The sequence below is a fragment of the Rossellomorea sp. NS-SX7 genome (genome assembly GCF_052828565.1).
Window position 1 is genome coordinate 3,752,626 of sequence record NZ_CM128249.1, and the last position, 23,878, is coordinate 3,776,503.

A 23,878-nucleotide genomic window follows, 5' to 3' on the forward strand; every position below is an offset into this window, starting at 1 on the left:
CCCTCCCTTCTTTTAGAATGGCAGTTCGATTGGTTCTTTCTCCGGCTGTTGTTCTTTTTCAAGATGCGGCTTTGGATCCATAAACCGGATCGAATCTGCGACTACTTCCGTAACATAGATACGCTTTCCTTGGTCGTTTTCATAATTGCGAGTTTGAATGCGTCCAGTGATTCCGACAACCGAACCTTTGCGGCAATATTTTTCCGTGTTATCGGCCGCCTTGTTCCAAATTTTGCACATGACGAAATCCGTGTCTACCTGCCCCTGCTGATTTTTAAACTGGCGGTTGACAGCAACCGTAACACTAAGGACCGACCTGCCTTCCATCGTTTTTCTTGCTTCGGGATCCTTGGTCAGCCTTCCCACCAGGGTTACTTGATTGATCACCTTCGTTCTTCACTCCTTTCTTTTTGGAATGACTTCATCTTACACTCCCCCTTCCAACCGTGTAAAATCGTGAATTTCTAAAATTCAGAGCCAAAACAGGCTTAAATTTGACAAATTCCCCTAGGGAGATTTGCCATTTTCGAGGTGAAATCCGTCCAAATATCGGAAATCAGACTTTTTTCACACAATTTGATATTAGGGATTCTATTCTTGCTATGATATAATTTTTTTAACTAAGCTCTTTCGTATACAGTACTTTTTTCAATCTTAAAATAATCAGTAATCACCAGTTTTGAGCTGTATTCGAAAAGAGCACGTGCACACACTTCATTCAGAGTTCTGCACAACGTACGAGAATCTACACCCCTTTTGAAAATAGACTTTCCATTAAAAACCTATTTATAGGAGATGTTCGTTCATGAAAACCTTTAAAGTGATATCACTTCAGGTAGTGGATAATGATGAACTACAGGATTTTGAAATTGAGGACGGTTTAATCATCAATAAAGAGGATGAAAAGGGTACTTGGCTTGTGGAAACGTATATGTCACAAGACCACATTGAATTTTTCCAAAAGGTCCAGCAGCGAGAGGATGACTTGGAAATACAGGTCGTCATTTCCCATAAAGCCAATGATCCCGCCGCATTCATGACGTCCATACGCTGCATTAAGAAAATGAACGGACGGATGAGTATCTTATTTGAAGGAAAATTAAAGAAACAGCGCAATGAGTACGCCGAGTTATTATTGGACGACTTGCTTCAAAAAGGGTATTCAGGAGATGAACTGGTGAAAGAATTTCGTGAAAAGATGGTGTCTAAGCCGCGTATTCCAGCTACGTCAAAACCGAGCGTCTGATTTTACGAAAATGTGTAAACTTATTGTAGAGCAGATGTTAACGGTTTGTTATAATAGGCTTATCGATACGATTCAATAGGCAGGTGTCCAAGATGATCGGGGAAAGAGTAAAGAAATATAGACAGGAAAGACGAATGTCTATGACAGAACTGGCTGAAAAAGCTGGGGTTGCTAAATCATATCTGAGCTCTATTGAGCGCAACATTCAACAAAACCCATCTATTCAGTTTTTGGAAAAAGTCTCTGCCGCTTTGGGAATCTCGATGGATGCATTATTACACGATGAACCCGAAAATACAGCAGTCGATCGCGAATGGATCAAAATTGCAGAGGAAGCGATGGATTCCGGTATTACGAAGGAACAATTCCGTGAGTTCATTGAATTTAATAAATGGAAATTGGGCAACAAATAAGTCTTGCAGCTTCTGCAAGACTTTTTACATTAGACGATCTTATACTCATTTGCTTTTTTGCCATGAATTTGAATAAATTTTCTAATATCATTCTTTGAAATTCCTGCCTCCAGTGCCTGTCTCACTAGTTCCACCCATTCTAAATCAAGCTCACGTTCCTTCATTTAGATCCCCTCCCCAAAATACATTCATGTATTTCAGGCAATCCAGCCATCTTAGTCCCCCAATGAGCACTTCGCCTATGTATATACCTGTTAGTATGTACGCATTTTCCTACCTTAGATCTGTGACTTTGCGTCCCTATTTTTCAATAGGTTTGCCTTTATCTGAGTAGTTCATTAGAACTATACCCATTATACTGCTCAATAATCTTTTTTAGTGTTATTTTTTGTCTATTCTGATAATTAATTTTATACTTTATCTTACATATTCAGTTGTTTTTTGACACCAATCTTTAATACTTTTATAAGAACTTGTCTTTCTTTCTCATGCAATAAAAGTATTTGTCGAAGCTTTCGTTTATTTCTTCACTTTGTGTTGCTGATAAGTCTCCAGTTTCCTTTTCAATGGAAGGACTTTGTCATTAATATTTTTTAAAGTTTTGGAATCGTAGAAGGAATGGTTCGTTAAATCATTTCCGCAAGATGGACAAACCCATTTACCTATCTCGCTGCTGCTATACGAACTTCGAGTGCAACGGGAACATACTTTTTTATACATGGTTGTATCCTCCTCTTCTATAAAAATCGCCTCTTGTTCTTTTTAGTGAACATATCATTATTATAAAGCAAATTTTTATTAACAAAAGAATCAAATTAGCTTAATTATTCTTAATAAAGAACATTTTATGTGTTTTTACTCCCGATATCTTCTGTTTTCTCGATATTTCATATTTTCTTTTATCTTTTTTGTTCTATATAATGAATATAATAGTACATAACTGGAGTGATGTGTATGGTGGGGGATCGAATTAGAGAAATCCGCTCCCAAAAGAATCTGACGATTAATGAATTGGCACAGCTTTCCCAAATTTCTAAGTCATATATCAGTTCAATTGAAAGAGGGCTGCAAAAGAACCCCTCTATTAAAGTTCTTCAAAAACTAGCCGAAACCCTCAATGTCCCTCTTGAATCAATTATTTCAATAGATACTGTGGATATACCCCTAGATGAAGATTGGATTGAAACTCTTGAGGAGGCCATACATAATGGCTTAACAAGAGAAGAATTTAATCATCTTCTCTCATTTCTACACCATCTTAGAATGAAGAAGATAGAAGAATAGCGCTAGAATTGTCAGTCTACAAAAAAAACAGAGACAGCCTTCACCATCTCTGTTTAAGGACTATTACTCGTCCTTATTATCCGCATCCTTCATATCGATGTCATCTTCAATAACATCTTCTTCAGGAGTATTGTTGTCTTTTGTTGCATCTTTATCATTCGGCGTGTTCTTATCTTCAGATTCAGGATAGTTCTCTTCATTCAAATCGTTGTCATTCATGTCACCGTTTTCGTCCATGTCACCATTCTCTTCAACACCATTATCTTCTGGAGGCGGCTCCTGGTCGTTCATGTTACACCCAACTAGAAGCATAGCTGCTAATGCTGATCCACTAAGGATTGATACTAACTTTTTGCTCATGATGTATGACTCCTTTCTACACGTTTGGATTGTTTGATGTAAGACCGCTGTTTGTGGTCTTTCGTGGTTAGTTTTCCCTGAAATTTGATTTATTTGCATGGTTTTTGGAATTCATTATAAAAAATACGCCTTTAAACACCGCTGTTGATTTCCGTGCAAGACTTCGCTTTCCGCGGGGGGGGGCGATGAGCCTCCTCGTCGCTGCGCTACTGTGGGGTCTCATCTGTCCCGCAAATACCGCAGGAGTCTTCGTGTTGCACTATCATCAGCTGAATCAGGTTAAGCAATATCAAAACATCATCTTAGAGAACGTTCACACACCGTCTTGATTTATTGTAAATCCCCAAATAAAAAACCGGCCCCTCAGTGACTCAAACATCACCTCAGGACCGGTTCCAATACTCTATTCTTCCTTCTCACCAAGCGCAAACATCATTTCCAATTCGCACGCCACTTCTCCGTCAACAGTAGCAACGCCTTTTCCTTTACCGATTGCCCCTTTGAAGCGAGTCATCTCAACTTCAAGCTTGAGCTGATCACCAGGTTTTACCTGGCGCTTAAAGCGGCATTTATCGATTCCGGTAAAGAATGCCAAGCGGCCACGGTTTTCTTCTTTCTTAAGCATTGCCACAGCTCCCACCTGTGCAAGTGCCTCAACGATCAAGACACCGGGCATTACAGGGTAATCTGGGAAATGTCCATTGAAGAATTCTTCATTTGCCGTTACATTTTTGATGCCAACCGCTTTTTTGCCTTCTTCAACCTTTAATATACGGTCGACCAGCAAAAACGGATAGCGGTGTGGGATGATGTCTTTGATTTCATTGATATCAAGCATGTGTTATGTACCTCCTGTAATATCTAACCTTTCTCCATTGTACATAAATCGAGGGGAGAATGGAATAGCCGGCAAAGGCCCGTCCCTCGATGCATAACGCATGAGGGACGGGCCTTCTCAACTTATTTCTTGGTTACTATATCTATAATGTGCTGCCAGGTTTCTTTTTTGAATACGTCGGTTGGATTGCCGTCTCCGATGACGCCGTAGCCAACCATGGCTCCAAAGGCGAGACTGGCAGCAAGAAGGAGAACGACCAGAAGGATCCGCAGCCAGATGGGAAGCATCCGGACGCGTACCCAGCGTTTCGGTTTTGCTTCTTTCTTTGGCTTATCCTTTTTCTCAGCTTTCACCGATTCTCTTGTTTTCGCTTCTTGTACCAGTTCTTTTTCACTCATAGCTTAAGACTCCTTTTAGCGTATACCATTAACGAGGCCCATCATTTGATCCGCAAGCGAGATTGAACGCGCCTGGAATTGATAGGATCGTTGAACATTCAGCATATCTGTCATTTCTTTTCCGATATCGACGTTTGAGGCTTCAAGAGAATTCTGCACCATTGAAATATCGGTTCGCGCTCCACCAATCAGGTTTGTCAGCACCTCATCTGCATCGACATCCAACTGGTTCATATTCTCGGGAAGACCCACAAGGTTACTTCCATATTGACTGAGAAATTGAGGTTTTTCAATGGAAACTATTCCTAAATTCACTTGCTCTTGCTGTCCGTTCTGTCCGGAAATCGTGAGGACTCCGTTATCACCTAATTGAAAACTTGAGGCGTCCTCTGAAAACGTAATGTAATTATCGTCCTCATCCAATACAGGGTAACCATTCCCATTGACCAGCATCGACTCTCCATTCCCCATAGGACTGACAAAGAACGCACCGTCCCTTGTGTACCGGACAGCATTGGCATCACCATCCTGCGCAAGCACCTTGAAGAACTGTCTTTCATTTGTGAAGGCAAAGTCAAGCGACCGCCCTGTAGACTTAAGCGACCCCTGAGACAAGATCAATTGAGCTTGAGACAGCTTTGCACCAGTACCTGACCTGATTCCAAGCGGTGTAAGCCTGCCGATATCCTTGTCGGTATTCTCCTGATTTCGAACGTTCTGAACCATCATTTCAGCAAAAGTCGCTTCCCGTCGTTTATAGCCATATGTTTCAGCATTCGACAGGTTATGACCGATCATATCCATTTGTTTCTGCAATTGGCCCAGCGTATTCGTCGCTGTAATCATTGTCCGGTTCATGTCAATTCCCCTTTATTATAAGGTATTTCACTTGGAATTACTATTTCAAAAGGATGACTATCCATTTACCCGACCGATTTCATTTGCTGCCTTTTCCATGCTGCGGTCGTAGGCTTGGAGCACTTTCTGGTTCGCCTCGAATGCCCGGTAAGCGGTCATCATGTCTGTCATTGCACGGGAAGCGTCTACGTTTGAACGTTCAAGGAAACCTTGCTTTGCCGTAAAAATGACACCTTCTGCATCATAAGCATTCTGAAGCGGTTCGTTTCCTTCCGTTGCGAACAAGCCGTCTCCCTGCTTGATCAATTGATTGGGATTTTCCGAAAAACCGATGCCCAACCGTGCTACAACTGTATCTTCAACGAGGATTTGTCCTGATTCACCAATTTTGAACTCATCCGTGTCAAGCTGGATCCGTTCTCCATTCTCATCTAAAATGAATTGGCCGCTATTCGTAGTCAAAAAACCATTTCCATTTACCGTCAGATTCCCGTTGCGGGTGTATCGCGGACCATCTGTGCCCTCCACTGTCAAAAACACCGATCCTACAGCACCTGTATCTTCATCAACCGGCATATTCCCGTTCAACAGGGTGATGTCGGCATTCCTGCCTGTTTCCTGTATATCTCCCTGTACAAAGTTAGGTGTGGTTTCCTGCATATACACACCCGTATTCATTTTGCCCAACCTTTGATTAAACGGTATGGACAGCCTGTTCTCTGTAGGGACCTGCGCAGAGTCCAGACGCTCCAGAAGCATTTCTGGAAAAGCACGCATCGAAGCCTGATCAGCCTTGTAACCAGGAGTATTCGCGTTCGCCATATTATTCGTCAGCATTTCTGTTTTGCGCTGCTGCGCAAGCATCCCGGATGCTACTGTATAAAAACCACGAAACATACTTTACACCTCTTTACGATTTTGCTCTTCCATCATACTATCGGTCACATTGGACTTCTTTTTTATCCGTGTCTCGTTATTCCAGAATGTTCCTTTACCCTCAGCCGATTTTTCTGCGTGAGATTTTATCAATGTTTTCTAGCATCATCCCGGTACCGACTGCCACACAGTCCATCGGGTTTTCCGCTTTAAAGACTGGCACTTTCAATTCTTCAGCTAAAAGCTGATCCATACCGTGCAATAGAGCGCCCCCGCCCGTAATGATCACTCCACGGTCGATGATATCAGCGGAAAGCTCAGGAGGAGTTTTCTCAAGGACGTTTTTAGCTGCTTGAACGATAACAGCAACTGACTCTTTAAGAGCGCCTTCAATCTCCTTGGAAGTAACGGTGATCGTACGAGGCAATCCGGATACCATGTCACGGCCGCGGATGCTCATCTCATTCATAAACTCTTCTCCCTCTTCGCGCTTGCTGGAGAAAACCGTACCGATATTGATTTTGATATCTTCTGCTGTGCGTTCACCGATCAGGAGTTTGTACTCTTTTTTAATGTAGTTCAGGATTTCATGATCAAATTTATCCCCTGCCATCTTGATGGACTGCGCTGTTACGATGTCACCCATCGAAAGCACGGCAACGTCCGTTGTACCGCCTCCGATATCGACAACCATGTTCCCGGTCGGATTGAAAATGTCCATTCCTGCACCGATTGCAGCAACCTTTGGCTCTTCTTCAAGATAAATTTTCTTTCCTCCGCTCTTCTCAGCTGCTTCCCTGATCGCTTTCTGCTCGACGCTTGTAATGTTAGTCGGACAGCAAATCAGGATTCTAGGCTTCGATAAGAAACCCTTTACATTTAACTTATTGATGAAATGCTTCAGCATGGCTTCTGTTACATCAAAGTCCGCAATGACCCCATCCTTCAACGGGCGGATCGCCACGATGTTTCCAGGAGTACGACCTACCATGCGGCGCGCTTCTTCACCGACTGCCAGAACCCTATTTGTATTCTTATCAAGAGCCACAACCGAAGGCTCATTTAAAACGATCCCTTTTCCTTTAACATGGATCAGGACATTCGCCGTCCCAAGGTCAATACCGATATCTTTCGCAAACATTTCGTGTTACTCCCTTCTTCAATTCCAGTCATTTATATGTCAGTTAATTGTCAGTTTGTAATTACGTTATTACGATAAGGTAAAACTTGCACCCAATATATTATTTTACCACAAATATGTCGAAAGGACGTATTCTTTGTCAAAAAAATGTATTGAAATTGTTATTTATTTGAAAAAGTATTTTAGTTAGATGTTTTTTGTTGCAAAGATGTAAAAAATGAATTGTCCTACTGAACACCGCAGTTGATTTCCGTGCGAGACTTCGCTTTCCGCGGGCGGTTGGTAAGCCTCCTCGTCGCTGCGCTCCTGTGGGGTCTGACCTAACGCGCTTTTCCCGCAGGAGTCTTCGTCTCGCATTCCAATCAACTGCTGGAAAGGCATATTTACAAACTACAACTACTACCCTGTTTGACTGAGCGCTCAATCACATATTCAACTGATTTAAGAGCGGTGCCAGGCACCGCTCTCCACTTATAAACTCTCTACCCACAAAATTAAAAATACACCAAGCGCATCAATGCGTAGCTTGGCGTATTTTGATTAGCTGTGGAGCTCTTCTTTTTTGTACTTTTGCTTTGTGGCTTCCCCACCTCGTAGATGACGGATTGATTTATGATAATCAAGTATCGTTTTCACTTCGTTTGCTAGTTCTGGATTTATTTCTGGCAGGCGTTCTGTCAGATCCTTATGAACAGTACTTTTGGACACGCCAAACTCCTTCGCAATGACACGAACAGTTTTCTTCGTCTCCACGATATACTTGCCAATCTTGATTGTTCTCTCTTTGATGTAATCGTGCACACCACTCGACCTCCCTAAATTGGATGTGAGAAGTGTGAAATGAGACTCGCTATATCATCAATGAAATAGTACAGACCGCAATCGGCGGCAGAAAGCTTTATTTAAAGCAGCGGCTTTCTGATCTTACAACGTATGAACAAATTCCTCGGCTTTGTGAAATAGTAGGTTGAAACGATTCCTCACCTCAAACACTCTCTGTTTTGATAGGTTTGTATCATTTTATTAGCCGAGGTCTCCATATATGCACAAAAAAGACAATAAGGACAAGGTTTGGAGCGAATTTTCTGAAAATAAATTAAGGTTACGCTAATTTGCTCCTTTTAGTGAGGGTGTTTAACAACGTGCTCGACTATTTTTTGTACCTGATTCACAGGTTGTTAATTGTACCTGGTACAATCCCCGTTCACCCCCGCCCTCTGCTAACCCTCAGCAGCTCGCCCCACGTATCGACTTTCCGATCACGCAGAAGCTCCAGCAGCTCCACAAACAAATAAGCCGTCGTCAACGCATCGTTGACGGCACGATGCCTTGGGTACATCCGGGTGCCGAATAGTTGAGCGTATCGCTCAAGGTCGCGCATATCATACGAAGGGGCGAGATACCCGATGAGGTTCAGTGTATCGATGCTAGGTGCCATTTGAAGGTGGGAGCCCGTCCTTTTCATTTCACTCTTCAGCACCAATTCATCAAAGCTGACGTAGTGTCCCGTTAAGCAGTCCGCTTTTTGTTCACGCAGGAATTCAAAGAAATCCCGTATTGCTTCATGGGCTGATGGAGCGCCTTCGACATCCTTCGAGGCGATTCCCGTCAAATCGGATATTTCCTGAGAAATAAGTCGATTCGGATTGGAGAAAGTTTGAAAGGTCATCTTGTCTTTTACCTTATATCCCTCCACTCTGACTGCACCGATTTCGAGCAGCCGGTCTTCTGCGTTGACACGGAAGCCGGTTGTTTCTGTGTCGAAGACGATGAAGGTGAGTTCCTCTATTGCTCTGTTCATCGGAATCGAATCATAATTCAAGGGGCACGTCATCTTCTTTTTGGAAAAAATGATTGGGATCACTTCCCTTCTATGCTAATGAGTAATGTGCGAGCATCATGTTCTGGAATTCCCTGATTGTTTTTACGCTGTGATAGAGATGTTCTTTTTCCCTTGTTGAAAGGGTGGATAGCTGTACGGTGTCCCCTTGTTTGCTTCTCTTCAGCTCCATATAGAGTTTCATCACTTCCTGAAAGGATTCCGTCAAGTCATCGGCGAATTCAGGTGAAATAGACCCTTTTTTCGCCAGGAACGCTATTTTATCCAACGTGGAGCCCGTCAGGTTACCGTGAGCGAGATTCAAGATTTGCAGTGCATGATGAAAAGGGAAAAGGATTTCTTTTTTCATTGAAAATTCCTTCCGCTGCATCCCGAGCAGGGATCGGATCGATGAATGCAGGACGGGTACGGGCTTTGTCTTTTCAACCTGAGCCATCCTTGCCAACAGGATTTTCGAATGATTCAACTGACGGTGGAGTGTACTTATGAAATCGTCATTGAGCTCCTTCTCCCCTGCCACGAACCGAAACGAAAAGAAGTTTTGAGCCTTTAACAGCGTCTCTTCAGAAGAACGGACAGACCACCGCCTCACTCTTTCCTCCCACTGATCCAGGCTGCCCCTCCACGCGGACTTAGAGGACATCATATCCCCGTCACAACGTCTCAATCCGGCTTCCTCGAGCTTGTTCACTACTTTTTCTGAAAACAGCGTGAAATACTCCTCCGACTGTTTTCCTTCCTTTTCATAAACGAGGAAGTGATCCTGGTCGGTTAGCATGAACTGCTCTTTCCTTCCCGCTGAACCCATCACATAAAAGGCAAATTTGCACGGTTTGGCCATTCCTTCTTCTACCAGCTCCTCTTCCGCCTCTTTCAGCACCCTTCGATACAAACGGTCTAGGAGCCCTGTCATAAAGTCCAAGACATGAAAGACAGGCGCCTGAGCTTCCCATAAATGATGAAAGACCGATTCGATGGTAGCCTTTATTTTATCGTGGGGAAACCTGAGATCATCAAGTTTATGAGTACTCGTCAAAGCGCCGATATGATTCGCCTTCATTACATCATAAAGAGTGATGATCCCAACCAGCTTGCCTTTTTCCGTTACAGGCAGGTGTTTGATAGAATGGTCCAGCATGGCAGCCAGCGCTTCGTACAGATACGTATCCTGGCCAATCACGATAGGTTTCTTCGTCATCCCTTCCTTCACAGGATTGGTGAGGGGGATGTTCCCTGCAATGTATCGCGAGACGATATCCCGTTCGGTAAGGATACCGGCAATCCTTTCATTCTCAAGGACTACAACCGAGCTGACCCGATATGCCCCCATGATATGCGCAGCTTCCTGGAGGGAGGCCCCGCTGTCCACGGTGATCACGTGATCAATCATGATATCTCTCACTCTTTTTAAAATGGTGGATCGCTCCTGGAGGCCATAAGACGCCCCTACCTGCTTCGACAGAGAGTAGTAGATATCCTGAAGGCGCTTTGACGTTTCATTCAATAAAAAGCGCTTCAGATGGGGATCTTCCCAGTACCCCTTCAAGCCGCTATAAGGGACGATACATAGCAAGCTGTCCTCTTTTGCCCTGACCTCAACAGATGCATAGACGCCTTCCTCCACTTCTTCTTTTTCCATAAAAGAGTAGAGGGAAGATAGTCCGACGATACCCCCTTCAGAAATCAATTCAAGTACTTCTTCCTTTCCGTCCATTTCTTTCGGAATGATGACTTCTACTTCCCCTTCGACGACAAGGTAGAGGCCGATACGATTTTCATAGCTTTTTAGAAGTGTCTGGTCCGCTCCTGCAGTCACTTTTTTACAAGTGGATAAAAGGGAAAGAGCTGTACTACGCTCCATCCCCTTGTAGAAGGGATGAAGCAGTACAGCTTCTTGAAAGGTTTGATCAGGATTTGAAGTTGACATCATCGTCCACCCAAATATCCCCGTTTTTGAATGTCATCTGCTCAGGATAACGAAGATTCGTCACTTCATCCTGAAGCTTCTGGTCCGGAGCTTTCGTCATCAAGGAGACGACGAAATTCGCTAGGAACCCGGCTGTCGCGCCGAATACGCCTGCTCCTGTATCAATGATGCCGAATACGTTGATTCCTGCCCTTGCCATGAAAATATAGGTGAGCGTAACGCCCAATCCGACAAGCAACCCTGCAATGACCCCTTGTGCGTTCGACCGTTTCCACCAGACTCCGAGAATGAGAGCCGGGAAGAAGGTTCCGGACGCGAGCGCGAAGGCCCACGCAACGATTTGGGTGATGACACCCGGAGGATTCAGTGCCACTATTCCAGCTGCAAGTGTTGCGAGTACGATCGTCCAACGGGCTACAGCGAGGCGGTTTTTCTCCGTCGCATTCGGCCTGAATACGCGGTAGTAAATATCATGTGCGAAAGAAGACGAGATGGCGATCATCAATCCGCCGGCCGTCGATAATGCCGCCGCCATCGCACCCGCAGCAACAAGTCCGATGACAAATACGCCAAGGTTTGCGATTTCAGGCGTTGCCATGACGACGATATCATTGGAAATGACGATTTCTTTCCATTGTAAAATGCCGTCCGCGTTCGTATCGGCTACCTGGAGCTTTCCTGTATCCACCCAGGAAGCCGTCCATGCAGGCAGTTCACTGATCTTACTGCCTGCAACCTTCGTCATTAATATGAAGCGCGAGAACGCTGCATACGCTGGTGCAGAAAGATAAAGCAGCCCGATGAAAAGAAGTGCCCACGCCCCAGACCAGCGGGCCGCTTTCATCGTCGATACCGTATAGAAGCGGACGATAACGTGCGGAAGACCCGCCGTCCCCGCCATCAATGTAAACATAAGCGCGAGGAACTGCCACTTCGTCCCGTTCGTGAACGGTGCGAAATACTCCGAGACCCCGAGCTCCCGATCAAGTTCACCGATCTTCCCTACAAGTTCACCGTACGAAATCCATGGTGCCGGATTCCCCGTAATCTGCAGGGACATGAAAATAATCGGAATCAAATACGCAATGATCAAAACGATGTACTGTGCCACCTGGGTCCAGGTGATCCCTTTCATACCGCCGAATGCAGAATAAAAGGCAATCAGCACGACCCCGATGAGCGTCCCGACTTTTGCATCGATTTCAAATAAACGCCCGATGACGACCCCTGAACCGGAAAGTTGTCCGATCGAGTAGGTGAAACTGATGATGATCGTACAAAGTGCGGCAATAACGCGCGCCGTATGGCTGTTATAGCGGTCCCCGATGAACTCCGGAACCGTGTAGCGCCCATATTTACGGAGCTGCGGCGCAAGGAGGAAGGTCAGCAATAAGTAACCGCCTGTCCACCCCATTATGTATGCCAGTCCGTCATAACCAAGGATCATGACCGTACCGGCAAGTCCGATGAATGAAGCTGCACTCATCCAGTCGGCTCCGATCGCCATCCCATTGAAGACCGGTGGCACTCCGCGGCCAGCAACGTAGAAATCCGATGTCGCTTTCGCCTTGTTATATACCGCTATACCGATATATAAAGCAAATGTTGCAAGAATGATAGCCGTTGAAACAATAAACTGTACATCCATTAACCGATTTCCCCCTTTTGTCTGCTTCTTTATTTTCTGTCTCTGTTTAGTGTTCGTTGATGAATGGGAGCCGCTCTCCTTTATCCACATAGCTTTAATGATCAACAACGTCGTTTAACAGAGCATTTTTTAAAAGATAGATTTTTATTAGTTCACATTAGGATTAATGATCAAGCGTCTTTCCATAACTCACTTGCTCATTCTTACTTTCATCGATTCCATATTTGCGGTCGATTCGGTCAGATACGACGGCATTCACATAAAGCAGGATGATAAAGATCAGAATGGATCCCTGAGCACCCATGAAATAGTGGAATGGAAACCCGTTAATCGTAAAAGAAGATAAACTTTCAGCGAAGAACACCATGACAAAAGAACTGATGAACCAGATGACAAGGTATAAAGCCATAAAACGGTTTTTCTCTTTGAAATACTGATCGGCTTTGGCTCGATCGATTTTCTTCATAAATATCCCCCTTTTTATCTACGCTCTTTTCGCAAGCTTTGTAGATCTTCACACTAGGTTCAAACCAAATTTTTTAAAGAATCGAATTCGAAAAGAGCACGTGTCCACTCTTAGTTAAGAATTCTATTTGACTGACGAAAAACCAGTCATCTTTTAAAACTGACTTTATCGTAGACTGAAAATGAACTTCACTGTTTCAAAAAACGGCATTGGGACAAGTGCAATCTGAACAATAAAATATACAAACATGGATAAGAACGGCAGAACTAAAAATACGGCTTTCTTTTTCTTAACTGCGAAGAAGATACTTGCGCCTGTGATCAGGAGCAGCACGATGAAGTAAAGCAATCTTTCACCTCCCATTTTGTAAACGCTGCCATAAATAAATATTAAATTTTCTGAAACTTTATTCGTGACCTCATTATCATTTATGTGGAAAAGCTTTTTCAATAAAGAAATTCCGACATTTACCACTGAAAGTGCACGAAATATGCTTTAGCTATTTTACAAATATAAGAATTTTCCAACTATTGATACGTTATACTGTTATGAGATTGGTCTATACATTTTACTGACATAATGAATGGATGTCGAATATAGTCGAAACTTTTTTATGGCAGGATATTTCAGGAGTTATGGACTTGAAATAGGTGAGCAGAGCAGACGCGTATGTGTGCAATGAGGCTAAACGCAAAAAACTGACCAGCTCCTGCCGGTCAGTCCGTTTATTATTCTTGATCTTCTTTACTTGTATCAGCGTTTGATTCAGCGTCTTGATCTTCTGCATCAGCATTAGACTCGGAGTCGTTTTGCTCTGCGTCAGATGGGTTTGCGTCCTGCTTTTCTTCAGCAGCTTCCCCTTCAGCACCTTCTTCAGCTTTTGCGTCATCTTGTGCTGCTGCGTCTTCTTTCGCTGCATCATCTTGTGCCGCTTCTGGCTGATCGCCGGAAACCTTCTGCTCATCAAGCTTTGCTTCTTGAAGAGTGGCAAGAGACTTATTGAAATAGTTGATTGGATTGACTGCTACATTGTCTTTGCGGATTTCAAAGTGTACGTGAACACCCGCATCTTCATTGAATAAAGATTTTCCTGCTTTTGCAATCGCTTGACCTTGATCCACGACATCCCCGACAGCTACTTCAAAATCTTTGACTGATTGGTAACGAGTGACGATACCCTTGCTGTGTTCGATTTCGATTGTGTTGCCCAGTAATGAATCTTCCTGAACCTTTGTGACTGTTCCACTCATGGCAGCAAGTACGTCGAATTCTTTTCCATCCTTCGAGATATCGATCCCTTGGTTCGGATAATACATGTTACCATACACGACTAGAGCGGCTTCCTGTTCTTCAGCAGAAGCTTCAGCATCGTAGAAGTTTTTCTCGATGACTGTGTCTTCAGGACTTGAAACAGGCATTACGAAGTTTTCCAGTGAACGATTGACTTCTTCAGCAGGCTGATTGAACTCGTTATCAGTAGGAACATCATAGCTGTAATCCTCGGCATTTTCGTTCGCATCATTTCCTGCTTGGTACCACAGAATCCCTGTGATAATGATTGCTGCACTTGCTAGATAGATTGCTGGGTATGCCCAACGTCTTTTCAAAAATTTTGGAGAAGTGTATTTCTTTTCTTCCTCTCTCATTTTCATCACCTCAGCAATCATTCTGAACAGAATTCTGAAAATATATACACAAGTCCAAAAAAATTTTTAATTCTTATCTTTCAACAAAGGTGAATGAATTATGTATGGAATCCCAAACTTTTTTCTGGAAACTTCATAGAACTGCAATATTTATCGGGTAGGTGAACCGTTTTCACGTGATACAATGAGTTAGGTTTTAAATATGAGAGTGGAAAGTTGTGTTTGAATTCCGCTCCAAGTTGCTCGCTTTCACGGGATCTGCCCCATGACACCATTGGGGGAAAATCAGATTTCACAACCATATTAGCTTTATAACTTACACTAAAAACCGAAAGGACGATAGACTGTGAAAACACTTCTTAAATACATTCTTACAGCTGCGCCTTTTCTATATATGATGCTAATCTGGATCATGTCCAGCAACCCGGATGATGCCGTCATCCGCTTTCCCGATAATACATTGGACCGGTTCATCAAGGAGTCCCTCCATCTAATTGAATTTGCCATTCTATACGGGTTGTTTGTACTTGCCCTGCTTGCGAACGGCAAACTCTCATATTCAATTAATTTCATTGTAGCACTGGTCGCAATCTTTTATGGATTTGTTGATGAGATCCATCAATCGTTTGTTCCGTACAGGTCGGCGACAATGATTGATGCTGCGAAGGATTTAATCGGGGTGACCGTCCTGTTCTGGGTAGTGAATCGGACGTATTTCAGGAATCCGGGTCATGGGATGACGAAATATATGAAGAAGGTTGAAGGGTATTTTAGTTGAATTTTAAAAAAGATGGATCTCTCCGGGGCTTGGAGAAATCCATCTTTTTGATTCGGTTGGTTTTGGGGAGTATGTACCTGGTACAGGAGTGTTTGATTGTACCTGGTACAATTGCGGCTCTGTGTACCTGGTACATTGGCCTCGATTTGTACCAGGTACACATACGGCGGCTGGTGCCTGGTTCAAAACCTGTTAGTTGAGCCAGGCTCAGAACCATGGATTTGAGCCTGGCTCAATTTCACTGTTTGGTGCCTGGCACAGTTCCTGTCTTTTGTTCCTGGCACAAATCAGGATTTCGGTGCCTGGCACAATCACTGCCATTTGTTCCTGGCACAAACCAGGCTTTCGGTGCCTGGCACAAAACCACCAATCTGTGCCTGGCACCAACAAATTGCCACTGCCGGGGTGAAATACGCAGCATGAAACTCAAACCATGCTACACACCCCTACCTAACCTACCGCTGCGCCGTCACCTTCTGCAGCAGCTTATCTGAAGTCGTGATATCCACACCCTTATAATAGTGGGTCACGATCTCTTTATAATCCTTACCTTCCTTCGCCATTCCATTGGCACCGTACTGGCTCATGCCGACTCCATGACCGTAGCCTTTGGTCGATATGACGATATGATTGTCTTTTAGGTACCAGGAGAAATCAGAAGACTTCAGTCCGAGCTTATCTCTTATTTCGCGTCCGGTGAATGACTTGCCATTTATATCGACATTGGCGACACGCTTTCCTTCCGTCCTGGAAGTAATCGTGCCGACGGAACTGTCCTTCGATAATTTCACACCAAGCTTTTGCTCAAACTCTGTTATCGGGATAATTTTTTGATCGGTGAACTTTGGGGAGTTCTCATCCCAAGGACTTTTTACACTACGAAGATATGGGATTTCGTTTTGCCAGTAGGCTTCTGAGTTTTCCGTGTACCCATTGCTCGTCGAGAAGAACGCCGCTGTGATTGGTTTGCCGTCGTACGTCAGTACCTGCCCCTTCGTTTCAAGGACTGCTTCGGTTATCTTTTTTAGCTTCCATTCAGCGTCTGCTCCCCACTGGCCTGCGAGCTCCGATGGGTTCTTGAATACCTGATGGGAAATCGTATCGGTGACATCCGCTCCCTGCGGAACGGACGGATCATCCGTCATCATTTGGTTCACGATAAATGTCCTTGCTGCAAGCGCCTGTGCCTTCAACGCTTCTTTTTCAAAATCAGCAGGCATTTCACCAGCAACTACCCCTACTACATATTGCTCTAATGGCAGCTTCTCGATCATTTCCTTTTCTGACCGGTAGACAGCCACCTCTACTGAATCTGCAAGCTCTCCGATACCGGGAGCGCCCTCCAGTTTCTCATGTAAGTTGGTCTTTTCTTTGTCCGATGAAAATGGGAGCACAAGCAGAGTAGGGACGATAAAGATGATGCAAATGAAGATTGAGAAGACGATCAGTACTGGTTTTAAATGCGTCATGTTCGCTGCCTCCAATGAAAGATTAAATAGGAGAGTGCCTACGCACACTTCTCCACTCTTTTTCATATGTATGGTAGTGGACAAGCTTTTATGATTTAAATTTGTTTTGTTGTGGTGTAGATTTTGTTCAGTCTTTGTCTGCGTAGATTAGTTGAAAATATTATGGAGAAAGTTGATCGTAAAGGGCTGAAAGTTAAAACAAATCAGCCAAACTTGATCGTAAAACGTACTAAGTTGAAAATAACAATTCTTATGTATGGCTAAAATCATTCTTTATCATTGGTTACAGCTCTGTCAGGACGATAATTTTTCAAAAACCCGGATCTTTTTTTCAAAAACACATGTATTTTTGAAAATTCAGCTATTAATTTTTCAAAAAGCTGCATTATTTTTTCAAAACCCTATCAACCCTCCCCCTACGACTGCACCCATAGCCATAGAATCCTACTGTCGCCTGGCCACTACCACTTTATTATCAAAAACGAAGCTTTTATTATCAAAAACTCAAATATATTATCAAAACCCAGTAACTTATTATCAAAAATCCAAATATATTATCAAAACCTTAATCACTGCATTTTCAAACCAAGATCCAGGCAGCCGCCTGCTCATGGTCGGCCACTACAGCACCTGTACCAGCCACTCCTCAACGTTCCGCCGCTACACTCAAGCTGGCACTACCTCCAGGATGTCTCCCCTGCTAAAACAAAAAAGGCAAGCTCCCCAAACAGAAAGCTTACCTTTTCAATATCAAACCTATCTATTATGCATCTTTCAACATGCTCTGCTCTGAAGCAGCTGCATCTGTTTCTTCGATTTCCTTTACGCGCTCGATGTCTGCACCGATGCCCGCAAGTTTCTGGTGGAAGTTTACATATCCGCGGTCGAGGTGCTTGAGTTCCGTTACACGTGTGTAACCGTCAGCGACAAGACCAGCGATGGATAATGCTGCTGCTGCACGTAGGTCCGTTGCAGCTACTTCTGCACCTTGAAGCGCAGTTGGTCCTTGCATGATCACAGAACGGCCTTCAATCTTGATGTCTGCGCCCATGCGGCGGAATTCTTCCACGTGCATGAAGCGGTTTTCGAAGACTGTCTCTGTGAGTACACTTGTACCCTCTGCTGCAAGAAGAAGAGCCATCATTTGTGACTGCATATCCGTTGGGAAGCCAGGGTGAGGCATTGTTTTAATATCGACAGATTTTAGTTTATCTGGACCAATGACACGCAAACCTTCTCCTTCGTCAATGATGGTAACGCCCATTTCTTCCATTTTTGCGACTAACGATGATAAATGTTCTGGAATCGCACCTTTTACAAGGACGTTCCCTTTTGTGATGGCCGCAGCCACCATGAATGTTCCCGCTTCGACACGGTCAGGAATGATGCTGTGCTCGACACCGTAAAGGCGTTCTACACCCTCGATACGGATCGTTCCAGTTCCTGCGCCTACTACGTTTCCACCCATTTTATTGATAAAGTTTGCTAAGTCGACGATTTCAGGTTCTTTTGCAACGTTCTCAAGGATTGTCGTCCCGTCAGCCAGGGCTGCTGCCATCATGATGTTTTCAGTGGCACCCACGCTTGGGAAGTCCAGGTAAACCTTTGCACCCTTCAATCTTCCGTCAACTTCTGCTTCGATGAATCCGTTACCGACCTTTACTTTGGCTCCCATTGCTTCAAAGCCTTTCAAGTGCTGGTCAATAGGTCTTGAACCGATGGCACATCCGCCTGGGAGTGCCACACGTGCTTTCCCGGTACGCCCTAGAAGAGATCCCATTACAAGAACGGATGCACGCATCTTGCGAACATATTCGAATGGGGCTTCCACAAATAACTCCCTTGATGCATTAACGACAACTTCATCATTATGGAACTCAACATCTGTATTTAAATGACGTAATACTTGATTAATCGTATATACATCGGAGAGTGGTGGTACATTTGTAATTTTGCTTTTTCCTTCACTTGCTAATAATGTAGCAGCGAGAACAGGTAAAACGGCATTCTTTGCTCCTTCAACTTGCACAGTACCGCTTAAACGCTGACCGCCGCGGACGATAATTTTTTCCAAGAGTATTCCCCTCCGCGTCCAATTTCTCTATATTAATATTCAATCGTCAGGATGGGTGTGCCAATGACAAAGGTTGTCTTGGTGCCCATTCCACTTTTCCGTAAACCCAGTTGTATGTTCATTTCGTTATCTTTTGTTGGTATTGACCGTGACATTTGCTTCGAATAGGCGGAAACGGAATGAAAGTCTTCTTCTTCCAGTGATTCCGTTTCTGTTGCGTCAAGAATCGACATCATTTCGACGGCTTGATTCGACAAAACTTTCTCAAGCGTATCATTGAATTCGCCTTTTATACAAGAGAAAATCAAAGGTTTAGTAGTAAAAATGATTTCCATGTTTGGGATATACTGTCTCTTTAGATATCGTGATGTTTTTTCTCCCAAAGATTCCTGATTTCCACGGATCTCATACATAACGTACGAAATCGAATGCTCATTTCCTGGGGTATGTTGAAGCTTAATTGTTTCTTCCCCGTGAGAAGTCTTGCGAGTCCCCACAACAATTACTTCTTCACCCTTTTCTTTTGTTGCCCATTCAAAATCAGAAAAAGTTTCTTGCATATTCTTACTATATTGGGCAAATCCTTTATTCGTGAAGCTTTTTACATTTTCTCTTGCATATAGAGACCATTCAGTTACTTCACCGTTTGTTTGAGAAATGGCGTGATCAAGCTTTTCGATGTCTAATAATTGATTGGCTTCGATAGTGTTCTTCCCATTTATGATAGGCAGAAAACCTAATCCAACAAAAAATATTAACAAAATGTAAAAATACCGTCCCATTTTACATTCCTCCCCTTAGGTAAAAGTCTTTCCTATACGGGAGAGAACATACTTTTAAAATGTCGTCATCTTTTTACATTTTTTTGTTCGGGCACTATCCATATGCAATTGAAACGGATCTGCATCGTGTGAAGAATTTTCAGATGATTTTGTTTGAGAAGATGATTGAACCTTTTTCACAATTTCACGTTTAAAGCTTTGTGTCAGGGAGAAACTATGCTCTTAACACCTCTGGCACATCTATTACGGTCTTCTATGAAAACGGATTCAACTTGAAACTTTTTCACAAACATGCAAATACAAAATTAATCTTACTCAAAACATGCTGTAAAGAAAACATGCAGGAAGTCCTATTTTTTGTAAAAGAATTGTCTTGATTTTTTAATTTGTTATGCTTTATCCAATCTTTCTTCATATACACGTGTCAGGACTTGCTTCAGACTGCGAAAAAAGCCTTATTGAAAGAACGCTGGCAGCTGCTGTGACCATAGATAATAATCCAGCAGGAATCGGCTGACGGCTGATCCAATCGCGATCGTCAACAGGATGAATAAAAGTCTCCCTTGAGCGACACGATTTTTTTTCAGTAACTTATCAAGCTGAATTGCCTGCAGCGACCAGAATGTAGCCGCGAACACAAATAGGTGCACGAGCATGCTGATCAATGCCTGCTGGCCGAAGCTTTCCACCATACTGTATCTCTCCAATCAATAAAAAATTCCACGCACATAGCCCATTTTATCATACTCATGGCACTACGGGATATTGAAATTAATAGCAAATGAAAGAATTTTTTGTATATCCGGCACATTGCCTGAATTTCATCAAAATCCGAGTTTCTTCTTATATTATGGATTTCTCTTTTCGGTCTATTCTTTAACGCGTTTTTGCACGCAGGGACGGGCTTTTAGCACTTTAATGTGGTCTGGGAAGGGCTTTCAATACTTTAGTGCAGACTAGAAGGGAACTTCATGCTTGACTCAAATCACAAAAAAAACACCCTTCCAAGCCTGGAGAGGGTGTTTTCTTTATTAGAAGTTACGTTCGGAAACGTTAATTCTGTTCATGGCACGCTTAAGGGCAAGTTCGGCACGACGGAAGTCGACGTCTTCCTGCTGTGCCTGCATGCGGCTTTCAGCACGGCCTTTTGCTTCTTTCGCGCGTTGTACATCGATAGCTTCTGCTTTTTCAGCAGACTGTGCTAGAATTGTCACCTGTTCAGGGCGGATTTCAAGAAATCCTCCGCTGACAGCTACAAGCTCAGTGTTACCGCCTTTTTTCAAGCGTACAGCACCGATTTGTAGTGGAGCAACCATCGGAATGTGTCCAGGTAAGATTCCAAGCTCACCGCTTTGAGCTTTCGTGCTCACCATTTCCACTTCTGAATCGTACACTGGGCCATCGGGAGTGACAATATTGACTTTTAATGTCTTCATTTTCTTCCCTCCTGGTCCCTGATTATACCTCTACGCCCATTTCTTTAGCTGCTTTAAGTACGTCCTCGATCGGACCTACTAGACGGAAAGCATCTTCAGGAATGTGGTCGTATTTACCGGCTAGGATATCTTTGAATCCGCTAACCGTGTCTTTTACTTCTACGTAAGAACCTTTTTGTCCTGTGAACTGTTCAGCCACGTGGAAGTTTTGAGATAAGAAGAATTGTATGCGACGAGCACGTGCAACTGTCAGCTTATCATCATCAGAAAGTTCGTCCATACCAAGGATCGCGATGATATCTTGAAGCTCTCTGTAACGTTGTAGCGTCTGCTGTACGCTACGCGCAACTTCGTAGTGTTCTTCTCCAACGATGTCAGGAGAAAGCGCACGTGAAGTAGATGCGAGTGGATCCACCGCAGGGTAGATACCCATCTCAGAAAGTTTACGCTCAAGGTTCGTTGTTGCATCCAAGTGAGCGAATGTTGTTGCAGGAGCCGGATCCGTGTAGTCATCGGCAGGTACATAGATCGCTTGGATCGATGTAACGGAACCAACGTTTGTAGACGTGATACGCTCTTGCAATTGACCCATTTCAGTAGCAAGTGTCGGCTGGTAACCAACGGCAGATGGCATACGGCCTAGAAGGGCAGAAACCTCTGAACCTGCTTGCGTGAAACGGAAGATGTTATCGATGAACAGAAGTACGTCTTGACCTTGCTCATCACGGAAGTACTCAGCCATTGTCAGACCCGTCAAGGCAACACGCATACGTGCACCAGGCGGCTCGTTCATTTGTCCGAATACCATCGCTGTTTTCTTGATAACGCCAGAGTCGCTCATCTCGTGGTAAAGGTCATTACCTTCACGCGTACGCTCTCCAACACCTGCGAATACCGAGATACCGCCGTGCTCTTGAGCGATGTTGTTGATAAGCTCCTGGATTAATACGGTTTTACCTACACCGGCACCACCGAATAGACCGATCTTACCACCCTTGATGTAAGGAGCAAGTAAGTCTACTACTTTGATACCTGTTTCAAGAATCTCAACTTCAGTGGAAAGTTGATCGAATGTAGGTGCTTGTCTGTGAATCGGGTCGCGACGGATACCTTCTGTAAGCGGCTCGTCTAAATCGATTGATTCACCAAGAACGTTGAATACACGACCTAAAGTTACATCCCCTACTGGCACAGAGATTGGTGCTCCTGTATCTAGTACGTCAGCTCCACGTTGTAAACCGTCCGTTGAAGCCATCGCGATCGTACGTACAGAATCATCACCTAGGTGAAGGGCAACCTCTAATGTAAGTTCAGCTCTATCTGCAATTTGGACCTTTAAAGAGTTGTAGATATCAGGAAGTTGGCCGCTGGCGAACTTGACATCAACAACTGGACCCATTACTTGAAGAACGTGTCCTTTGTTCATCTCTTTCCCTCCTAACTAGCTTTTGACAAAAACTTTATGAAAAATTGTCGGTCATGACAGACCGATTTCGTTCTATTCTAGTGCCGCAGCTCCGCCGACGATCTCAGTGATTTCCTGAGTGATCGCAGCCTGACGCGCACGGTTGTATTTAAGTGTAAGGCTACTGATGAGTTCTTTTGCGTTATCGGTTGCATTTCTCATCGCTGTCATACGAGCGGCATGCTCACTTGCTTTACCGTCAAGAAGTGCACCGTAAATCAAGCTTTCAGCATATTGAGGAAGCAATACTTCCAGGATTTCTTCTGGAGACGGTTCGAATTCATACGAAACCAGCTTGCCGGAAGTATTCAGGTCCGTTAATGGAAGAACTTTTTTCTCGGTAACATCCTGCTGGATGGCACTTACATAGTGGTTGTAGAACAAGAATAGTTCATCGTATGCCTCTGCTGAGAACATACCAACCGCTTTGTTAGCGATGTCTTTAACATCAGCGAAACTCGGCTGATCCGGAAGACCAACGACGGATTCGATTACGTTAAAGCCTTTTTTACGGAAAAAGTCAGCTCCAACACGTCCCAGAGCGATAATGGCAAATTCATCATTAGAGCTGTGACGCTCTTTAATTCGATTGCTTACAGCACGGATTACGTTACTGTTATAAGCCCCCGCCAAACCTCGGTCTGAAGTGATCAACAGATACCCGGTCTTTTTAACGGGGCGGGAGACTAGCATCGGATTCGTTACACCTTGACTACCTGCCGCAACGGAAGTGACCACTTCCTGGATCTTATTCATGTAAGGGACGAATGATTTCGCATTCGACTCAGCACGATTCAATTTAGAAGCAGATACCATTTCCATTGCTTTTGTGATCTGACTGGTCTTTTTGGTAGAAGTAATACGAGTTTGTATATCGCGTAACGATGCCACTGGTTCTCACCACCCTTTACATATTGTTAGACATAGGGAGGC

The 23,878-nt window shown here is 43.9% G+C and carries 27 protein-coding genes, 1 pseudogene and 1 riboswitch; of the genes and pseudogenes, 5 read left to right on the top strand and 23 right to left on the bottom strand.

Going from position 1 to position 23,878, the window contains the following annotated elements; all coding sequences use genetic code 11:
• Window positions 1-12 precede the first annotated feature (12 nt).
• Window positions 13-387, bottom strand: coding sequence for a single-stranded DNA-binding protein (locus ACUXV2_RS18525; protein WP_446244622.1), 375 nt, complete (start codon window positions 385-387; stop codon window positions 13-15).
• A gap of 418 nt (window positions 388-805) precedes the next feature.
• On the opposite strand from ACUXV2_RS18525, the gene ACUXV2_RS18530 reads away from it, so the two are divergent.
• Window positions 806-1,246: a YwpF-like family protein gene (locus ACUXV2_RS18530; RefSeq protein WP_446244623.1), complete on the top strand. Its 441-nt coding sequence runs from the start codon at window positions 806-808 to the stop codon at window positions 1,244-1,246.
• A gap of 92 nt (window positions 1,247-1,338) precedes the next feature.
• Entirely contained in the window at window positions 1,339-1,659 is a 321-nt protein-coding gene (locus ACUXV2_RS18535) for a helix-turn-helix domain-containing protein (protein ID WP_446244624.1), read from the top strand.
• A gap of 29 nt (window positions 1,660-1,688) precedes the next feature.
• On the opposite strand, the gene ACUXV2_RS18540 is transcribed toward ACUXV2_RS18535, so the two are convergent.
• Window positions 1,689-1,823 (bottom strand): anti-repressor SinI family protein, encoded by a 135-nt coding sequence (locus ACUXV2_RS18540; RefSeq protein ID WP_446244625.1) that lies wholly within the window; start codon window positions 1,821-1,823, stop codon window positions 1,689-1,691.
• A 33-nt stretch (window positions 1,824-1,856) separates the two neighbouring features.
• Window positions 1,857-1,990: riboswitch (cyclic di-GMP riboswitch) on the bottom strand.
• A gap of 623 nt (window positions 1,991-2,613) precedes the next feature.
• On the opposite strand from ACUXV2_RS18540, the gene ACUXV2_RS18545 reads away from it, so the two are divergent.
• Complete coding sequence (locus ACUXV2_RS18545) at window positions 2,614-2,943, top strand: helix-turn-helix domain-containing protein (RefSeq protein WP_446244626.1); 330 nt, start codon at window positions 2,614-2,616, stop codon at window positions 2,941-2,943.
• Between the two features lie 63 nt (window positions 2,944-3,006).
• On the opposite strand, the gene ACUXV2_RS18550 is transcribed toward ACUXV2_RS18545, so the two are convergent.
• The 14 genes and pseudogenes from ACUXV2_RS18550 to ACUXV2_RS18615 form a co-directional block, all read right to left on the bottom strand.
• Window positions 3,007-3,303, bottom strand: coding sequence for a hypothetical protein (locus ACUXV2_RS18550; protein WP_446244627.1), 297 nt, complete (start codon window positions 3,301-3,303; stop codon window positions 3,007-3,009).
• Window positions 3,304-3,706: 403 nt separating this feature from the next.
• Window positions 3,707-4,141 carry a 3-hydroxyacyl-ACP dehydratase FabZ gene (gene fabZ / locus ACUXV2_RS18555; protein ID WP_446244628.1) on the bottom strand — a complete coding sequence of 145 codons (435 nt, stop codon included), beginning with the start codon at window positions 4,139-4,141 and terminating at the stop codon, window positions 3,707-3,709.
• A 122-nt stretch (window positions 4,142-4,263) separates the two neighbouring features.
• Window positions 4,264-4,539: a DNA-directed RNA polymerase subunit beta gene (locus ACUXV2_RS18560; protein ID WP_446244629.1), complete on the bottom strand. Its 276-nt coding sequence runs from the start codon at window positions 4,537-4,539 to the stop codon at window positions 4,264-4,266.
• Window positions 4,540-4,554: 15 nt separating this feature from the next.
• Window positions 4,555-5,397 carry a flagellar hook-basal body protein gene (locus ACUXV2_RS18565; protein WP_446244630.1) on the bottom strand — a complete coding sequence of 281 codons (843 nt, stop codon included), beginning with the start codon at window positions 5,395-5,397 and terminating at the stop codon, window positions 4,555-4,557.
• Between the two features lie 57 nt (window positions 5,398-5,454).
• Window positions 5,455-6,294: a flagellar hook-basal body protein gene (locus tag ACUXV2_RS18570; RefSeq protein WP_446244631.1), complete on the bottom strand. Its 840-nt coding sequence runs from the start codon at window positions 6,292-6,294 to the stop codon at window positions 5,455-5,457.
• A gap of 100 nt (window positions 6,295-6,394) precedes the next feature.
• Window positions 6,395-7,414: a rod shape-determining protein MreB gene (gene mreB, locus ACUXV2_RS18575; RefSeq protein WP_446244632.1), complete on the bottom strand. Its 1,020-nt coding sequence runs from the start codon at window positions 7,412-7,414 to the stop codon at window positions 6,395-6,397.
• 139 nt (window positions 7,415-7,553) lie between these two features.
• Window positions 7,554-7,780, bottom strand: a pseudogene (locus tag ACUXV2_RS18580) (hypothetical protein).
• A gap of 174 nt (window positions 7,781-7,954) precedes the next feature.
• Window positions 7,955-8,215: a sporulation transcriptional regulator SpoIIID gene (gene spoIIID, locus ACUXV2_RS18585; protein ID WP_032086905.1), complete on the bottom strand. Its 261-nt coding sequence runs from the start codon at window positions 8,213-8,215 to the stop codon at window positions 7,955-7,957.
• A 403-nt stretch (window positions 8,216-8,618) separates the two neighbouring features.
• A complete protein-coding gene (locus ACUXV2_RS18590; protein ID WP_446247110.1) occupies window positions 8,619-9,269 on the bottom strand; it encodes a 3'-5' exonuclease in 651 nt (216 codons plus the stop codon).
• Between the two features lie 16 nt (window positions 9,270-9,285).
• Complete coding sequence (locus ACUXV2_RS18595) at window positions 9,286-11,181, bottom strand: DUF294 nucleotidyltransferase-like domain-containing protein (protein ID WP_446244633.1); 1,896 nt, start codon at window positions 11,179-11,181, stop codon at window positions 9,286-9,288.
• Window positions 11,162-12,829, bottom strand: coding sequence for a sodium:solute symporter family protein (locus ACUXV2_RS18600; RefSeq protein WP_446244634.1), 1,668 nt, complete (start codon window positions 12,827-12,829; stop codon window positions 11,162-11,164). The genes ACUXV2_RS18595 and ACUXV2_RS18600 overlap by 20 nt, the downstream gene beginning before the upstream one ends.
• Window positions 12,830-12,992: 163 nt before the next feature.
• Window positions 12,993-13,295, bottom strand: coding sequence for a DUF4212 domain-containing protein (locus ACUXV2_RS18605; RefSeq protein ID WP_446244635.1), 303 nt, complete (start codon window positions 13,293-13,295; stop codon window positions 12,993-12,995).
• 165 nt (window positions 13,296-13,460) lie between these two features.
• On the bottom strand, window positions 13,461-13,643 hold the full coding sequence (locus ACUXV2_RS18610) for a hypothetical protein (RefSeq protein WP_446244636.1): 183 nt from the start codon (window positions 13,641-13,643) through the stop codon (window positions 13,461-13,463).
• Window positions 13,644-14,023: 380 nt separating this feature from the next.
• On the bottom strand, window positions 14,024-14,941 hold the full coding sequence (locus ACUXV2_RS18615; protein WP_446244637.1) for a peptidoglycan DD-metalloendopeptidase family protein: 918 nt from the start codon (window positions 14,939-14,941) through the stop codon (window positions 14,024-14,026).
• Window positions 14,942-15,287: 346 nt separating this feature from the next.
• Here ACUXV2_RS18615 and ACUXV2_RS18620 point away from each other — a divergent pair, with 346 nt between their 5' ends.
• Window positions 15,288-15,719, top strand: a complete 432-nt coding sequence (locus tag ACUXV2_RS18620) for a VanZ family protein (RefSeq protein ID WP_446244638.1) — start codon at window positions 15,288-15,290, stop codon at window positions 15,717-15,719.
• Window positions 15,720-16,174: 455 nt separating this feature from the next.
• On the opposite strand, the gene spoIID is transcribed toward ACUXV2_RS18620, so the two are convergent.
• Window positions 16,175-17,188: a stage II sporulation protein D gene (spoIID, locus tag ACUXV2_RS18625; RefSeq protein ID WP_446244639.1), complete on the bottom strand. Its 1,014-nt coding sequence runs from the start codon at window positions 17,186-17,188 to the stop codon at window positions 16,175-16,177.
• A 256-nt stretch (window positions 17,189-17,444) separates the two neighbouring features.
• Between spoIID and ACUXV2_RS18630 the strand changes: the two genes are divergently transcribed.
• Window positions 17,445-17,981 carry a hypothetical protein gene (locus tag ACUXV2_RS18630; RefSeq protein WP_446244640.1) on the top strand — a complete coding sequence of 179 codons (537 nt, stop codon included), beginning with the start codon at window positions 17,445-17,447 and terminating at the stop codon, window positions 17,979-17,981.
• Here ACUXV2_RS18630 and murA read toward each other — a convergent pair.
• The 6 genes from murA to ACUXV2_RS18660 form a co-directional block, all read right to left on the bottom strand.
• Window positions 17,952-19,262 (bottom strand): UDP-N-acetylglucosamine 1-carboxyvinyltransferase, encoded by a 1,311-nt coding sequence (gene murA, locus ACUXV2_RS18635; protein ID WP_446244641.1) that lies wholly within the window; start codon window positions 19,260-19,262, stop codon window positions 17,952-17,954. The genes ACUXV2_RS18630 and murA overlap by 30 nt on opposite strands.
• 32 nt (window positions 19,263-19,294) lie before the next feature.
• Window positions 19,295-20,044: a YwmB family TATA-box binding protein gene (locus ACUXV2_RS18640; protein WP_446244642.1), complete on the bottom strand. Its 750-nt coding sequence runs from the start codon at window positions 20,042-20,044 to the stop codon at window positions 19,295-19,297.
• Window positions 20,045-20,499: 455 nt separating this feature from the next.
• Complete coding sequence (locus tag ACUXV2_RS18645) at window positions 20,500-20,736, bottom strand: DUF1146 family protein (RefSeq protein ID WP_446244643.1); 237 nt, start codon at window positions 20,734-20,736, stop codon at window positions 20,500-20,502.
• A gap of 339 nt (window positions 20,737-21,075) precedes the next feature.
• Window positions 21,076-21,480 (bottom strand): F0F1 ATP synthase subunit epsilon, encoded by a 405-nt coding sequence (locus tag ACUXV2_RS18650; protein WP_446244644.1) that lies wholly within the window; start codon window positions 21,478-21,480, stop codon window positions 21,076-21,078.
• Between the two features lie 22 nt (window positions 21,481-21,502).
• A complete protein-coding gene (gene atpD, locus ACUXV2_RS18655) occupies window positions 21,503-22,906 on the bottom strand; it encodes a F0F1 ATP synthase subunit beta (RefSeq protein WP_446244645.1) in 1,404 nt (467 codons plus the stop codon).
• Window positions 22,907-22,978: 72 nt separating this feature from the next.
• Window positions 22,979-23,836, bottom strand: a complete 858-nt coding sequence (locus ACUXV2_RS18660) for a F0F1 ATP synthase subunit gamma (protein WP_446244646.1) — start codon at window positions 23,834-23,836, stop codon at window positions 22,979-22,981.
• Window positions 23,837-23,878 lie beyond the last annotated feature (42 nt).